Raw genomic sequence first — 14,126 nt, 5'->3', positions numbered from 1 at the left:
ACATGGAATGATGATGAAAACGATTTTACTATCCTGCATATCTTTGTTGTTGGCAGGCAATGTAGGGGCATCAATGGTTGATAACTCTAAAATGGTTGCCTCGTATAAAACTCATAAAGATGATGCAGACTTTATATTAGTTAGGGTGCAGGATGCGGTTCAACTCAGCGATGCTATATTGATATCCTATAAAAACATTGGCATAACCCCAACATTCACGGGTTACAATCGCACAATGCAAACTCTGCGGGAGGACGCAGCAACGTTACCTTCTCCATTTGACTCCTGTAGCACTTTGCCAAACTCAGCAGCCATTTATTTTGATGCTAGAGTTGATGGGCTGAAAAAAGATAATCGTTTGGCAATTAAATCCAGCAAGGCACGTTATCTCGAAGATGTTAAATATTGTACAGAAGAGATAAATGTCCCCCCACAAGATAAAGTAGAAGAACTTGGTATAATTGATATTGATGCTCCCCACTGAACCCCTTCCACTGATTATATAAAGCCCCCGTAGCAATACTGACACCATCCCAACCCATTGGATGGTGTCATGCAAATATCCCTATCACAGTTTCAACTTGCCGCTTCTTTATCGCCCGCGCTCGCATCGCGTTGGTATCCGCATATTCTGTCGGCCATGAATGAATTCGGTATCGATACACCACGCCGACATGCTGCATTTATTGCTCAGGTCGGGCATGAAAGCGCTGGTTTTAAAACACTGGTCGAATCATTTAACTACAGCATAGCGGGCTTAAAAGCCACCTTTAATACCCGTTTAACGGCGGGTCAATGCGCGATGTTGGGCCGTCAGCCCGGTGAAACCGTTGTCCCTATTGAACGTCAAAAAGCCATTGCTAACCTTGTTTACAGTAAACGCTATGGTAATAATGCGCCCGGAGATGGCTGGAAATTCCGTGGCCGTGGCCTGAAGCAAATCACCTTCCTGGATAACTATTACCGCTGCGGCCATGCGTTAGAAATCGACCTTATCACTAACCCTGACCTGTTGTTGCAAGATGAGTATGCGGCCCGTTCTGCTGGCTGGTTCTGGCACGTTAATAACTGCAACCAATATGCCGATAACGGTAGCTTTGTTCTCTTGACCAAAGTGATTAATGGCGGTGCCAATGGCTTGGCAGACCGCCAGGCTCGCTTAACTGTTGCCGAGCGTGTCCTATGTCCATCATGAAAACCCTTAAAGAACTCATCACCAACCCCTCATCTGGGCGATTGTCGACGTCAGATACCACTCTGGTGGGGGCGTTTATCGTGTCCTCTCTCGCGTTACTGTGGGCCACCATCTTTGGCCAGTCCGGTGATATCTGGTTCGGATTGTATCTGGCCGCGTGGGTCACTCAAAGCCAGGCATCAAAACACCAGGCGCTCAAACGTGATAAGGAGGTCTCCAGTGCTAATTCTGCGGACGCTCCTTAAAGCCTATTGGAAAACCCTGTTGGTGTTGCTTATGGCTGCTGTCGCAGGGTTTGCACTGGCCGCATTGATTTACGGCAAGCAACTTGCTGATGAACGGCTGGATTTTAGCCAGGCTAAAACCGTCTGGTTAGAAGAAAAGGCAAAGGCGGCTAATGATGCTTCTGCGGCGTTAGAGACCGCGCTGGCCCGACAGAGAGCCGCTCAGCAGTTGGGCGATAAATTGTCTGCTGAGTTGCAGGCCAAAATCGACGCACTTTATAGCGATAACCAGAGACTCAAGAGGCAAATCAATGATGCGACTCAAAAAGATGGCGCTACCTATACTGGCCTTGGGCCTAACAGCCTGTGCGTCTACCAGTCAGCCCTTGGCTACGCCGATTGTGATCAGCGAGTGCAACCCACCGCCAGCGGTTCTGTACCAACTGCCCGCGAAACCCAGCCCACCCATAGCGGGCTACCACCAGAAGATATTCTCGCCCACTCCACAGATTACGGGAAGTGGTGCCAGCAATTAGAAACGCAATTAATACAAATCAATAAATATTATTCGGGCGGTGCTAAGTGATATTTGATCTGGCAATGGCATTCCAAATTATTTTGGGATTGGTTTCTACTCTTTTCGGCTTATGGATTAACGAACTTAAAAAGGATATTACCGCGCTGGAAAAATCGGTTGAAAATATAAAAACCGATTATCAACGGCGTGAAGATGCCAAAACAAACTTTGACCTCATGATGAACACATTACGTGATGTCAGAAGCGCCATTGATCGCATTGATGGCAAATTGGATAAGAAGGCAGACAAATGAAATCACGCCAGAAACGCAGAAGTCGACGTGTTCATGCCGTTGAGAGTGAAGTCAGTGCGCTGAAAAAAATCAGCACTCAACTAGACCAGCTCATTATTCCGGGGCAGGACTTGGAGATATTGACTGACATCAATTTAAAACTTGATCGGATAGAAACCAATATGACGGCAATTCAGGTCGAAGCGACCCGCCGTGGTGCGGTGGCCGGAGCCATTGCGGGTGGTTTATCCGGGGGGCTTATTGCGACAGCTATCGTGCTTATTAAAGCTCGTCTGGGGCTGTAACGATGGCGCATCCGCAGGAAACACGGGACAGGCTGCGTAGGTCGTATATTTTCGGCCAGATGTCATTGGAAATCGCCTCCGCTCAGGCGGCAATCCCTTTTGTTACCGCCCGTCGCTGGAAAAAAGAGGCACAGGACAACGGGGATGACTGGGATAAATTGCGGGCCGCTCACGTGATTGCAGGCGGTGGACTGGAGGATATTGGCCGGGCAGTGCTGACCGGACTGGTCACGCAGTACCAGACCACGCTGGAGCAGCTTAACGGTGACTCTCAGCTTCCCGCGAAACAGCGGGTCGAGCTGTTGGCCAGTCTGGCGGATGCCTTTAACAAGGCGATATCTGCCAGCAAGAAGATATTGCCGGAAACCAGTCAACTGGCCATTGCGCTGGATGTTCTCCAGAAACTCAGCATCTTTATTTCTGAGAAGCACCCCCAGCATTTAGCGGCGTTCGTCGAGATATTAGAACCCTTTGGTGATGAAGTGGAGAAACATTATGGCTGATAAATTAATCCGTTTGACCGGTAATTACAGTGTTATGGCCAGCGATATTCTCGGCGTAGAAGTCAACTGTAATGGCTATATCGTTGTGACGACATCAACAGGGAAGCATCACGCGGATGCGGGTTATGGCGAATTGACCTATCAAGCCCGTGACCGTCTGATTAACGAAATTAATAAGGCGCTGGAATAGCCCTATGGCGAAGAAATTCACCGCGCGTGACTTTGCCAGCGAACTGGCAGACCTCGCCGCCAGTCTGCGCAGAACCATTGAAGCCGAGGATGTGGGTTTTGACCCCTCAGCGGCGGCGGTGGCTGAGCGTCACCAGCAGGTAAAAGACCCGGTGACGGGCTATGAGTTCTTTATCGAGAATTATTTCCCGCACTATGTGCGTCATAAAGACAAAAGCGAACTGCATAAATATCTGTTCAGTCGCCTGCCGGAGATTGTCGCCAGTCCCAAGGGCGAGAACGATGCCATTGCCGCCCCGCGTGGTGAAGCCAAATCCACTCTGGTCAGCCAGCTCTTTGTTCTGTGGACAATTATTTGTGGCATCAAACATTACCCGGTCATCGTAATGGACTCCATTGATCAGGCGTATCCGATGCTGGAAGCCATCAAGGCCGAACTGGTGTACAACCCGCGTCTGTTGATGGACTTCCCTGATGTCTGTGGCGCGGGTCGTGTGTGGCAGATGGGGACAATCCTGACCCGCAACGATATTAAAGTTCAGGTGGCCGGTTCCGGTAAGAAACTGCGTGGTTTGCGCCATGGGCCATACCGTCCTGATCTGGTGGTGCTGGATGATATCGAGAATGACGAGCAAGTCCGCAGCCCGGAGCAACGCGAGAAGCTGGAAAACTGGCTAAAGAAGACCGTGTTACCGCTGGGAACGGCGGGTGGTAAGCTCGATGTTATCTACATCGGGACTATCCTGCATTACGATTCTGTCCTTTCCCGCACACTCAAAAATCCGCTGTGGCGTGTCGCCCGATTTAAGGCCCTGATTCGTTGGCCAGATAACATGTCGCTGTGGGATACGTGGGAAGAAATTCTGCGTAACAACGGGCAGGATGGCGAGATGCTGGCCAATGCCTACTATCAGCAACACCGAGCAGATATGGACGAGGGGGCCATTGTCTCCTGGTCAGCCCGTCCTCTCTACACCTTAATGCTTATCCGTGCGCGTGATGGCCATGCCACCTTTGACGCAGAATATCAGAATGATCCGGTCAGTGGTGAAGATGCGATTTTTGCCGGAGAAGGTGTGTTTCACTTTTGGGTTAACCGACTTGCCGAGTGGATTTTCTACGGAGCCTGCGACCCAAGCCTCGGTTTGCGCGGTAACAGTCGTGACCCTTCCGCCTTATTGGTCGGCGGCTTTAACCGTCACACGGGGATTCTTGATGTGGTCGAGGCAGCCATCCGCAAACGGGTGCCGGATAAGATAATCTCGGACATTATCGAGTTACAGAAGGTTTATCGCTGCCAGATATGGAGCGTTGAATCCGTCGCATTTCAGGAATTCTTGCGCACCGAGTTAATCAAGCGCTCCGCCAAGGCGGGTATACCTGTGCCAGCTCGCGGCGTGTCGCCTAGTGCCGATAAGCTGTTACGTATCGAATCTTTGCAGCCGCACATGGTGAATGGCTTGATCCGCCTGCACCCCAGCCAGACCACGTTGATTGAACAATTACGTCATTTCCCCAAAGCCGATCATGATGATGGCCCGGACGCCCTGCACATGTTGTGGGCGCTGGCTGTTTCCGGTGCGGGTCACTTTGAATTTACGCCGGTGCCGCGTAGCCGAGATAATGATCGCGGTAGTCGGTTCGGCTCGGGAGGTTGGTAGTATGGGACAAATCGTTGACCAGTATGGTCGCCCGCTTAAACGTGAAGTACTGAAAGAATCCCAGACCTCACGTGTCGCACAGCTTAACCGCCAGTGGCCAATGCACCCGTCCAAGGGGCTGAGCATTCGCAAATTGCCCCATATCCTTGAGGCCGCAGAACGGGGCGACCTGTCCGCGCAGGCGGATTTGTTTGAGGATATGCTGGAGCGTGACGGGCATATTTTCTCGGAGATGGCCAAGCGCAAGAATGCCTTGTTGACACTGGACTGGAGCATTGAGCCACCGGAAAATGCGACTGCTGCCGAAAAAGAACTGGCGGTGGTGGTTTCTTCCTGGCTGAAATCCATCCCCGATATGGAAGATATCATTCTCAATGCCGCCGATGCTATCGGCCATGGCTTTGCCGCGCAGGAAATTGAGACCTGGGAACTGGAGGGAAATGTCTGGTTGCCCACCAAGATGGTGTTGCGCCCCCATCGCTGGTTCAGTACCACCCCGGAGACCAACGACGAAATACGCCTCAATGACGGCACCTTTAATGGCGCTGAACTCTGGCCGTTCGGCTGGCTGGTACATACGCATAATGCCAAGCCCGGTTTTATTGCGCAGTCCGGTTTATACCGTGTGTTGGTCTGGCCTTATCTGTTTAAGAACTATGCCTTACGTGATATGGCGGAATTTCTGGAAATTTACGGACTGCCGTTGCGTGTCGGTAAGTTCATGACCGGGGCCACTGATAAAGAAAAAGACTCATTGCTTCATGCACTGGTGACATTGGGCCATGATGCGGCAGGGGTTATTCCTGATGGTAGCTCGATTGAGTTTCATTCAGCGGCCACCGGACAGTCTGACCCGTTCCAGGCCATGATTGACTGGGCGGAGCGCACCGAATCCAAAGTTATCCTGGGCGCAACCCTCACCAGTCAGGCTGATGGCAAATCCTCAACCAATGCACTGGGCAATGTCCATAACGATGTGCGCCATGACATTCTGGTGTCTGATGCCCGCCAGCTTGAGGGATTCTTCCGGGGCTTTATTCGGATGTTATTGGCGCTCAATGGCAAAGAAGTTAGTGCACGTCGTCAGCCTAAGTTGGTGTTTGATACCCGTGATATTGAGGATATTAAAGTCTTCTCTGAGGGGGTATCTAACCTGGTGAGCGCCGGTATGAAGACCATCCCGACCTCGTGGATACATAAGAAGCTCGGTATCCCTGTGCCGCAACAAGGCGAAGATGTGCTGACCGCGCCAGAACCCACGCCGATGTCAGCCAGTTTGTCTCTGGCATCCAACCCGCAACCGTTTAAATCTTTTGTGGCATTGACCGCGAACCCGGAGAGTGATGACCCCGCGCAGGTGGTTCTTGATGAGGCACAAACAGTGCCTGAAGCCATCAATCAGGCTATGGAGAAACTCATAACGCCGCTGGTTGCTGCGCTAAATCAGGGGCAATCGCCTGACGAAGCTATCAATATCATCGCGGCCAGTTATCCGGCGCTGGATGATAATCAGCTCCAGCAGCTGCTGACACAGGCCATCTTTGTGGCAGACATCTGGGGGCATCTCAATGCCGAGAGCTGATGTCAATCTGGCCCAGGCGATGACGCTCAAGCCAGAAGAGGCTATTCGCTATTTTGAGTCGAAGGGCTACACCATCGGTTTTAATTGGCATGACGTTGAAGCCCGCGCCCATGCCACGGCGTTCACCGTGGCAGGGATATTGAAGCAAGATGTGTTGGAAGATGTTCGCCATAGCCTGAATGACAGCTTGCGTAACGGCACCACCTTTGAGCAGTTCAAAAAGCAACTTATCCCGGTGCTGGAGCAAAAAGGCTGGATGGGGAAAGGACTGGTGGCCGATGCGGATGGTGTTCTTGAAGGTAAGCAGCTCACCCCGCGCCGCCTGAAAACCATCTTCCAGACCAATATGCAGTCAGCCTATAACGCGGGCCGCTATGAAGAGCAGCTCGCCAACGCCGAGTTTCGTCCCTACTGGGAGCGGATCGCGGTGATGGACAGGCTAACCCGCCCTAAACATGCCGCGTTAAATGGCTTTACCGCCCGTTATGATGATCCGGTCTGGCAGTTTATGTATCCGCCGGATGGTTACCGTTGCCGCTGCCGCGTTCGGGCGCGTTCTGAGGCGGATATCAACCGCTATAGCATCACCGTGCAATCCAGCCAGGACAGAATTGAGACCGTGCAACAGGCATGGGGGCCAAATGATACGCGCTCAGTTCAGGCTTTTCGTATCAATGGCGAACTGTATACACCAGATGCGGGCTTTGGTCACAATCCGGGCCAGGGTAATTTGTCCGCACTGGGGCAACGGTTAATGGATAAATCTGCGGTGGCGTCTCCGCGCTTGGCATCACTCGCCGTCAAAGAAACCCTGAGCGATAACACGCTGTTAAATGCCGTTAAAACCGATGTTAAACGCTGGGTCAATCAGGTGTCACTCCAGCCAAAACCCAAAGGCTCATTGCGTCATCTTGGCGCTATTGAACCCGAGACCCTCACCAAACTGGAGATGCGCGGGCAAGCGCCTGGCTCTGTGACTTTAACGGCGTTTGATAATGCGGTACTGGATGCGCCTGGGCCGTTATGGGCGGAGTTGCCGGAACTGTTGCAACGTCCGGTGGCGACATTGCTCGATGATGAGCAACTGGTCTACATCGTTCGCCAGGGAAAAAGTGACTATGGCGTGACTGTTCCGCTCAGTGCCGGTAATACCGGTCTGGCGGTCAAACTGATGCACAAAGGCGCGGTGCTGTCTGAGGCTCACCGCAATGAGCTTGCTAACCTCACGGTGCTGGCAGGGAGTCTCTGATGGGTGGCAGTATTGGTATCAAGTTCAACGTTACCGATTTTGAGCGCTCCCTGGGTGAGCTTATCAGTAAGCTGGAACACCGTGGGCCGTTGATGCGTGAACTCGCGGCAGCAATGGGAGACGCTGTTGAAGAGAACTTTAAAAATCAGGGTCGACCTGCCTGGATGGGATGGAGTCCGGCGTATGCGAAAAAACGCGCCGGTGGTCAGATTCTACAGTTGTCGGGGCGTCTTGCGGCGAGCACCGTGCAAGAGAGTGATAATGATAGTGCTAGCGTCGGGACTAATTCGGTCTACGGCCCTATTCACCAGTTCGGTGGTGAAATCAAACGTAAAGCCCGTAAGCAGGATATGCACTTCAGGCAGAAGAAAAACGGTGAAGTAGGTAACCGGTTCGTTAAAAAGTCAAAGTCCAATTTTGTGCAAACGGCGGCGGTGGGTGCCTATACCATCAAGATGCCCGCGCGTCCTTTTCTGCACCTGACCGAGCAGGATGTGGAAGCTATGGAAAACACCGGTTTAGACTACTTTCGCCGTGTTATTGATTCGTAACCGTAAACGTCCTGTAATCGACGCAGGGCGTTTTAATCGTTTACTGACACTCTCGCCGGACTTTACCCCGCTTAATCGCACCACCGAGTTTTTAAATCATGTTTAAAAACGGGTTAACGCCATTGCTAATGTGTTGGGTGAAGTGGCAAGATGATCCGCGAGTTATCCCCTCGATGTAATCCACTGAACCCCTTCCACTGAATACCCTTTTAACGGCCCCGTATTCTCGGTGGCATGAAAACATTATTCGCCGCTCTGGCAATCGAAATCACAAAAGCGACCCACGGAACCATCCAGCTCTTTCCCGCTGGCGAATTCCGGGCGGTAGATGGTCGCCCTGAAGAATGTGATCACTGGGTGATGAACGCTGAGATTGCACAGCGGCTCATTGATGCCGCTAATGCCAGGTCGACGCCTTACGTTATTGATTACGAACACCAGACATTAAAAGCCGCCCAAAATGGTCAGCCCGCCCCCGCATCCGGTTGGTTTAAAACACTGGAATGGCGGGAGGGTGAAGGTCTGTACGCTGCTGGGGTCAACTGGACTGACGCCGCAGCGGCGATGATTCTGAAAGGTGAATACCTCTTTATTTCCCCCGTTTTTAGCTACAACAAATCCGGTCATGTGGTGCAGATACTCCATGCAGCACTGACTAACACACCGGCTCTGGATGATATGGACGCGGTGATGTTAGCTGCCGCATCCGTCCTGGCCATCAACTCAACCTCTGAGGGTAACGCCGGAATGGACGAACTACTCGAACAATTGCGCTGGATGCTCAATCTGCCGCTATCTGCTACGCAGGAAGAAGTCAGTGCCGAACTGATGAAGCTGATTAACCGCCTTTCAAATAATGAAGGGACAGCAGCGGCATCGGTGAACTTGCTCCAAATGCTTGACCAACATGATACACAAATTGCCGCACTGACCGCACAGCTCGACACGCCAGACCCGGTTAAATGGGTGTCTGTCGATGTTATGCATCAGGCCGTCAGTGAAGCGGTCACTCAGGCTCAAGCCAATATGGCCGCATTGGCCAGTCAGCAGTGTGACGGACTCATCACCGCCGCATTGTCTGACGGACGATTGCTTCCGGCTCAGAAAGCCTGGGCGGAGTCACTGGCCAAGGCTAACCCGGACAGTCTGAAGAGCTTCCTGGATAAAGCGCCAAAGATTGCCGCACTCACCCAAACTCAGACCAGAGGCAAGCCGCCAGTAGGTTCATCGCCCACGGACACCCTCGATGATGATAGTGATATCAGTGTAGCCGTCTGCGGTTTGATGGGCCTCGATGCCACTGAAGTAGCCCAATTCATTAAGGAGAACGGCGATGCGTGACAGAAATACCATGCGTAAAGACGGTGAGCTGACCCCAGTTCCTATTGCCGCCGCTACGGAGATTTTCGGGGGGCATATTGTGTGCGCCAATGCGGCCGGATTTGCCGTACTGGGTGCCGCGACAGCCGCATTAACGACTCTCGGTGTGGCTGATGGCTATGCCGACAACCGTGCCGGAGTTGCAGGTGATGCTGATGTTCTGGTGCGCCGGGGTAAAAACTGGTGTTTTGCCAACTTTGGTGGTGATGCCGTCACTCAGGCTCGAGTGGGTAAGGATTGCTATATCGCAGACAGTCAGACGGTAGCGGCGACAAGTGATACCAATGCTCGTCCGTTGGCTGGCAAGGTGATGGCTGTCGATTCTGACGGCGTTTGGGTTTTGATTTAGGAGAAGCACTGTGATTGTAAATGCGAAAGTTGTTAAACAAATCTTTGTCAATCTGAAAGCGACGTTTCAGAAGGCATTTTCCCAAGCCCCAACCGACTGGCAAAAAGTGGCCATGGTAGTGACGTCTACCGGTAAGGAGAATGACTACAGCTGGTTAAGCCGTTTCCCAAAAATGCGGGAGTGGATTGGTGATAAAGCAGTTAAAGCGTTGGAAGCCTTTAATTACACCATCCGTAACAAAGACTTTGAAGCCACGATTGAAGTTGATCGTAATGATATTGAAGACGATCAACTGCTGGGGTATGCACAGCAAGCCGCTGCCGCGGGTCAATCTGCCGCTGAACTGCCATCAGATATCGTGTTTGCGCTGCTGAGTAATGGTTTTGTCAATCTTTGCTATGACGGCCAACCGTTCTTTGATACTGACCATGCAGTCAGGGGTGTCTCGGTTTCGAACAAAAGCACCAAAAAGTTGACATACCAGACGTTGGCACAGGCCAAAGCAAGCTACGGTCTGGCGCGAGCTACCCTACGCAATATGAAGGATGAAGAAGGTGCTTCACTTAAGATCCAACCTAATCTTTTGATTGTGCCGCCCGCGCTGGAAGATGATGCCAACTATTTGATGACGGCTGACCGCTTCCCCGATAACACCCCCAATATCTACAAAGGCACTGCTGAAGTGCTGGTTGTACCGGAACTGAAGACCGACACAGAGTGGTTCCTGGTTGATGCCAAGCAATCCATGAAACCACTGATTTATCAGGAGCGCAAAAAACCGACTTTCGTCGAGCAGACTACCGAAGAATCGCCGGATGCCTTCATGCGTAGGAAATTCCTGTTCGGTGCTGAAGCGCGTGGTAACGGCGGTTATGGTTTCTGGCAGATGGCGTTTGGCTCGACTGGGGAGACTGCATAATGCCGATTCAAATCACTGCAAAACGGGATGGCTTCCGCCGCTGTGGGATGGCCCACAGCGATAAAACCCAAACTTACACTGATGGTCACTTTAGCTCATCGGTTCTCGCTGAGCTGATGGCTGAACCCATGCTGGTTGTTTCGTATGTGCCTGATGGTCAGGCAGAAAATACTGATCAAAGCGAGGCGTTAAAGCAGGCATTGGCTCAGGTTATGGATATGCAGGGCTGCATGCTATCGCTTACGAACCGTAATGGGGAGTTAGAAATGGGGCTGCAACAGCTCTCGAAAGATGCTCATGAATTGAAATTGGCCAATGAGCAAGCCAGCGCCACCATTGCCGACCAGCTGCGAGAAATAGACGCTCTCAACGCGCAGATTGCCAGCCTGACTCCAGCTCCCGATACGGAGTCCAAAGAGTCTGAAGGCACTAACCCCGCCAAGAAGACTAAATAAGGTAAAACGCCATGTATGCGACTCGTCAAGATATGGTGGATGCGTTCGGTGAGCGGGAGTGTATCGCCCTTACTGACCGTAATTTTACAGGTCAGATTGATGACCATGTGATGGTCGTCAAGCTGACGCAGGCCAGCGCTGAAATTGACAGCTATCTGGCGGGTCGCTACCCCATCCCCTGGCCAGATACTCCCGGCATTCTGGTAGGTAAGTGCTGTGATATTGCCCGTTTCCTGTTGTGTGGTGCCGAAACTCAAAACACTGACGAAATCCGGGAGCGATACGAAGATGCCCGCCGTTACTTTGAAAAGGTCGCGGCGGGGACAATTACTCTGGGTAAATTGCCTAACGGGGAAGTGGTCGAGTCCAGTCCACGTATTCGCTTCTCTTCTGCGGGCCGTAACTTTGGCCGTGACTCGACTAATGGGGGTGCATTTTGATTATTGCACTCACTGAAAAAGCCATTTGTGAACGGTTACGCCAGGGAATGGGCCACATGGTTAAAGGGGTTCATTCCTACGGGGGCGAAATGGACGGAGAACCCGCTGAAGTTAACCGCCGTTTACCTGCTGCTTGGGTGACGTTCGGCGGTATCCAGAAGACTGAAAACACCAGTATCACCAAGCGTAAATACAAAACCTATGGGCGCTTTGTGGTGATTGTTGGGGAGCGTAACGTGCGCAGCGAGGAAGCAACGCGCCAGGGGGGCCCCGGATTGGAAGAGGTTGGTACCTATAAAATGGTCGAGGCCGTGCGCCGTTTGTTATCCGGTCAGGATTTGGGACTCAGGATTGCGCATTTGGTGCCTGGGCGCGTTCGCACCTTATTTAACACCAAAGTGGATAATGCGGCGTTGTCTGTTTTCGCCTGCGAGTTCGATACTTACTGGATTGAAGAGGCACTGGAGAATGGCTTATTCCCTGTTGTTAATCCGCCTGCTGATTCCATTGACAGTATCTTTAACGGCTATCTGGGCAGCCAAAGCGAGCCGGATGCTGACTGGCTTACCACTCATATTCGTTATGACATCCCGCAGACCCCACTCTCACCGGATGCTGAGGACATTATTCATCATGACCATACTGAAAGTTAAAGCCGTTGGAGGGGTTCGTGTTCCATACCAACACAACGCCCGAAAATACATCGAGAGCGAAACGGTAGATGTTCCCAATACCGCCTATTACCTGCGTCAAATCGCCACCGGTGACCTGATTGTAGTGGAGGACAGTAAAGCCGCCCCTACGACTGAAGATGCGCCGGTGACAGAGACCGTTGTCGATACAGTTGAACCGAAAGCCAAAACCAAAGCGGAGGCATCCCGTGGACAGTCCTAATATTGCTTTTGACAATATCCCGTCGAGTATCCGAAAACCGGGTAAATACTTTGAATTCAATACCCGGCTGGCGGTTCGCTCGTTACCCAGCAATCAGCAACTGGTCTTGATTATCGGCCAGATGTTGTCAACAGGTAGCGCGTTACCGCTTGTGGCCACCAGTGTATTTTCAGATACGCAGGCCGCTGAATTGTTCGGTTATGGCTCGCAAGCCCATTTGATGGCCATCGATGCCATTACCAGTAATCGCTATCTGCAATTGCAGATTATCGGTGTATCGGATGCCACAGCAGGTCAGGCTGCTAAAGGAACATTAACCCTGACGGGTACAGCGGCGACCAGCGGCGTGGTCAGTCTGTCGGTTGGCAATATTCGCATTGATGCTGCCGTGGCCGCGACAGATACCCCTACTGAGATTGCTAGCAATCTGATTGCTGCGATGGCCAGTCAGACCAGCTTACCTGTGACCGCTGTTGCTGCCGCAGGCGTTATCACGCTCACTTGCCGCCATAAAGGTGCGCTGGGTAACGATATCAAATTACGTGCCCAATCCACGGCGACGGGTGTCACCACCGCTATCACTGCCATGGCTGGGGGAGAAGTTGACCCTGATATTGCACCCGCATTAGCGGCTGTTTTTGCTGCTGGCCATAACATCCTTGTTTGTCCGTACTCAACACCAGAAGCATTAACGGCGTTGCGTAACCACCTGGATGAAGTCGGTGGGCCATTAGAGCAGCGCGGAGCCCTCGGTGTTGCAGGCTGGGCTAAGTCCTTATCTACTGGCACCACGCTGAGCGGGGATATCAATGGTGGGCGTGTCACGTTGGGCTGGCATAACGGGTCAGTTAAATTACCCAGTCAAATCGCAGCGGCTTACGCGGCGGTCATTGCGAGTGAAGAAGACCCGGCACGGCCACTCAATACGCTGGTGATGAGCAGTCTGGATGTGACCGCACTTGCTGACCGCCCAGGGCGTAATGAGCAGGAAAACGCGTTGCATAATGGGTTAACTCCGTTTGAAGTCGGCCCCGGCAATACCGTGCAGATCGTCCGTGCTATCAGCACCTATACCGAAAACCTTGCAGGAACGCCGGATGTGTCCTTGCTGGATATCACCACCATTCGTACCCTGGATTATGTGCGTAAAGCCTGCCGGGAGCGTATCGACTTGCGCTTCCCTCGCGACAAGCTGAGCGCCAGAACGGGGCCAAAGGTACGCAGTGAATTGCTGGACGTGCTGATAAAACTGGAAGAGTTGGAGATAGTCGAAGAGGTCAGCGCGAACAAATCTGGTCTGATTGTTGAACGAGATTCACAGGACGACAACCGACTTAACGCTGCAATTCCTGTCGATATCGTTAATGGCCTGCATGTCTTTGCTGGCCGCATTGACCTCTTACTGTAAGGAGCCATCACC

At 52.1% G+C, this 14,126-nt stretch carries 20 protein-coding genes; all 20 read left to right on the top strand.

The annotated features are described in order from the left end of the window. The first annotated feature begins 7 nt into the window (after window positions 1-7). The 20 genes from HRK25_RS00210 to HRK25_RS00115 all read left to right on the top strand — a co-directional run bounded on the left by HRK25_RS00210 (window position 8) and on the right by HRK25_RS00115 (window position 14,114). Window positions 8-484: a hypothetical protein gene (locus tag HRK25_RS00210; RefSeq protein WP_152411974.1), complete on the top strand. Its 477-nt coding sequence runs from the start codon at window positions 8-10 to the stop codon at window positions 482-484. 75 nt (window positions 485-559) lie between these two features. Beyond that, complete coding sequence (locus HRK25_RS00205) at window positions 560-1,195, top strand: glycoside hydrolase family 19 protein (protein WP_032898441.1); 636 nt, start codon at window positions 560-562, stop codon at window positions 1,193-1,195. Continuing rightward, window positions 1,183-1,440: a hypothetical protein gene (locus tag HRK25_RS00200; RefSeq protein ID WP_025377249.1), complete on the top strand. Its 258-nt coding sequence runs from the start codon at window positions 1,183-1,185 to the stop codon at window positions 1,438-1,440. The genes HRK25_RS00205 and HRK25_RS00200 overlap by 13 nt, the downstream gene beginning before the upstream one ends. 31 nt (window positions 1,441-1,471) lie before the next feature. After that, window positions 1,472-2,005: a hypothetical protein gene (locus HRK25_RS00195; protein ID WP_005276832.1), complete on the top strand. Its 534-nt coding sequence runs from the start codon at window positions 1,472-1,474 to the stop codon at window positions 2,003-2,005. Next, a complete protein-coding gene (locus HRK25_RS00190; RefSeq protein WP_244262467.1) occupies window positions 2,002-2,250 on the top strand; it encodes a hypothetical protein in 249 nt (82 codons plus the stop codon). Before HRK25_RS00195 ends, HRK25_RS00190 begins: the two co-directional genes overlap by 4 nt. Continuing rightward, entirely contained in the window at window positions 2,247-2,534 is a 288-nt protein-coding gene (locus tag HRK25_RS00185) for a hypothetical protein (RefSeq protein ID WP_032898420.1), read from the top strand. Before HRK25_RS00190 ends, HRK25_RS00185 begins: the two co-directional genes overlap by 4 nt. A gap of 2 nt (window positions 2,535-2,536) precedes the next feature. Next, on the top strand, window positions 2,537-3,037 hold the full coding sequence (locus tag HRK25_RS00180) for a DUF1804 family protein (RefSeq protein WP_032898421.1): 501 nt from the start codon (window positions 2,537-2,539) through the stop codon (window positions 3,035-3,037). Continuing rightward, entirely contained in the window at window positions 3,030-3,227 is a 198-nt protein-coding gene (locus tag HRK25_RS00175) for a hypothetical protein (RefSeq protein WP_032898422.1), read from the top strand. Before HRK25_RS00180 ends, HRK25_RS00175 begins: the two co-directional genes overlap by 8 nt. Window positions 3,228-3,231: 4 nt before the next feature. Further along, window positions 3,232-4,887: a phage terminase large subunit gene (terL, locus tag HRK25_RS00170; protein ID WP_005276842.1), complete on the top strand. Its 1,656-nt coding sequence runs from the start codon at window positions 3,232-3,234 to the stop codon at window positions 4,885-4,887. Between the two features lies 1 nt (window position 4,888). After that, window positions 4,889-6,469 carry a DUF935 domain-containing protein gene (locus HRK25_RS00165; protein WP_005276844.1) on the top strand — a complete coding sequence of 527 codons (1,581 nt, stop codon included), beginning with the start codon at window positions 4,889-4,891 and terminating at the stop codon, window positions 6,467-6,469. Then, entirely contained in the window at window positions 6,456-7,718 is a 1,263-nt protein-coding gene (locus HRK25_RS00160) for a phage head morphogenesis protein (protein ID WP_032898423.1), read from the top strand. The genes HRK25_RS00165 and HRK25_RS00160 overlap by 14 nt, the downstream gene beginning before the upstream one ends. Beyond that, the gene (locus tag HRK25_RS00155) at window positions 7,718-8,269 is read left to right on the top strand and encodes a phage virion morphogenesis protein (protein WP_032898424.1); all 552 of its coding nucleotides are present in this window, start codon (window positions 7,718-7,720) and stop codon (window positions 8,267-8,269) included. Before HRK25_RS00160 ends, HRK25_RS00155 begins: the two co-directional genes overlap by 1 nt. 234 nt (window positions 8,270-8,503) lie before the next feature. Continuing rightward, a complete protein-coding gene (locus HRK25_RS00150) occupies window positions 8,504-9,610 on the top strand; it encodes a phage protease (protein WP_005276848.1) in 1,107 nt (368 codons plus the stop codon). Then, window positions 9,603-9,998: a hypothetical protein gene (locus HRK25_RS00145; protein ID WP_032898425.1), complete on the top strand. Its 396-nt coding sequence runs from the start codon at window positions 9,603-9,605 to the stop codon at window positions 9,996-9,998. Before HRK25_RS00150 ends, HRK25_RS00145 begins: the two co-directional genes overlap by 8 nt. 10 nt (window positions 9,999-10,008) lie before the next feature. Then, window positions 10,009-10,917: a Mu-like prophage major head subunit gpT family protein gene (locus tag HRK25_RS00140; RefSeq protein WP_005276852.1), complete on the top strand. Its 909-nt coding sequence runs from the start codon at window positions 10,009-10,011 to the stop codon at window positions 10,915-10,917. Then, a complete protein-coding gene (locus tag HRK25_RS00135) occupies window positions 10,917-11,372 on the top strand; it encodes an HI1506-related protein (RefSeq protein WP_032898426.1) in 456 nt (151 codons plus the stop codon). Before HRK25_RS00140 ends, HRK25_RS00135 begins: the two co-directional genes overlap by 1 nt. An 11-nt stretch (window positions 11,373-11,383) precedes the next feature. Beyond that, the gene (locus HRK25_RS00130; RefSeq protein WP_005276853.1) at window positions 11,384-11,812 is read left to right on the top strand and encodes a gp436 family protein; all 429 of its coding nucleotides are present in this window, start codon (window positions 11,384-11,386) and stop codon (window positions 11,810-11,812) included. A 47-nt stretch (window positions 11,813-11,859) separates the two neighbouring features. Further along, window positions 11,860-12,465: a DUF1834 family protein gene (locus tag HRK25_RS00125; protein ID WP_254451385.1), complete on the top strand. Its 606-nt coding sequence runs from the start codon at window positions 11,860-11,862 to the stop codon at window positions 12,463-12,465. After that, the gene (locus tag HRK25_RS00120; protein WP_032898428.1) at window positions 12,446-12,706 is read left to right on the top strand and encodes a DUF2635 domain-containing protein; all 261 of its coding nucleotides are present in this window, start codon (window positions 12,446-12,448) and stop codon (window positions 12,704-12,706) included. Before HRK25_RS00125 ends, HRK25_RS00120 begins: the two co-directional genes overlap by 20 nt. Next, window positions 12,693-14,114, top strand: a complete 1,422-nt coding sequence (locus HRK25_RS00115) for a phage tail sheath C-terminal domain-containing protein (protein ID WP_032898429.1) — start codon at window positions 12,693-12,695, stop codon at window positions 14,112-14,114. Before HRK25_RS00120 ends, HRK25_RS00115 begins: the two co-directional genes overlap by 14 nt. Window positions 14,115-14,126: the final 12 nt, after the last annotated feature.

The sequence above is a fragment of the Yersinia bercovieri ATCC 43970 genome (assembly GCF_013282745.1).
Lineage (GTDB): Bacteria > Pseudomonadota > Gammaproteobacteria > Enterobacterales > Enterobacteriaceae > Yersinia > Yersinia bercovieri.
Note: the sequence above shows the minus strand (reverse complement) of the source record. Positions and strands in the feature narration are given on the sequence as shown.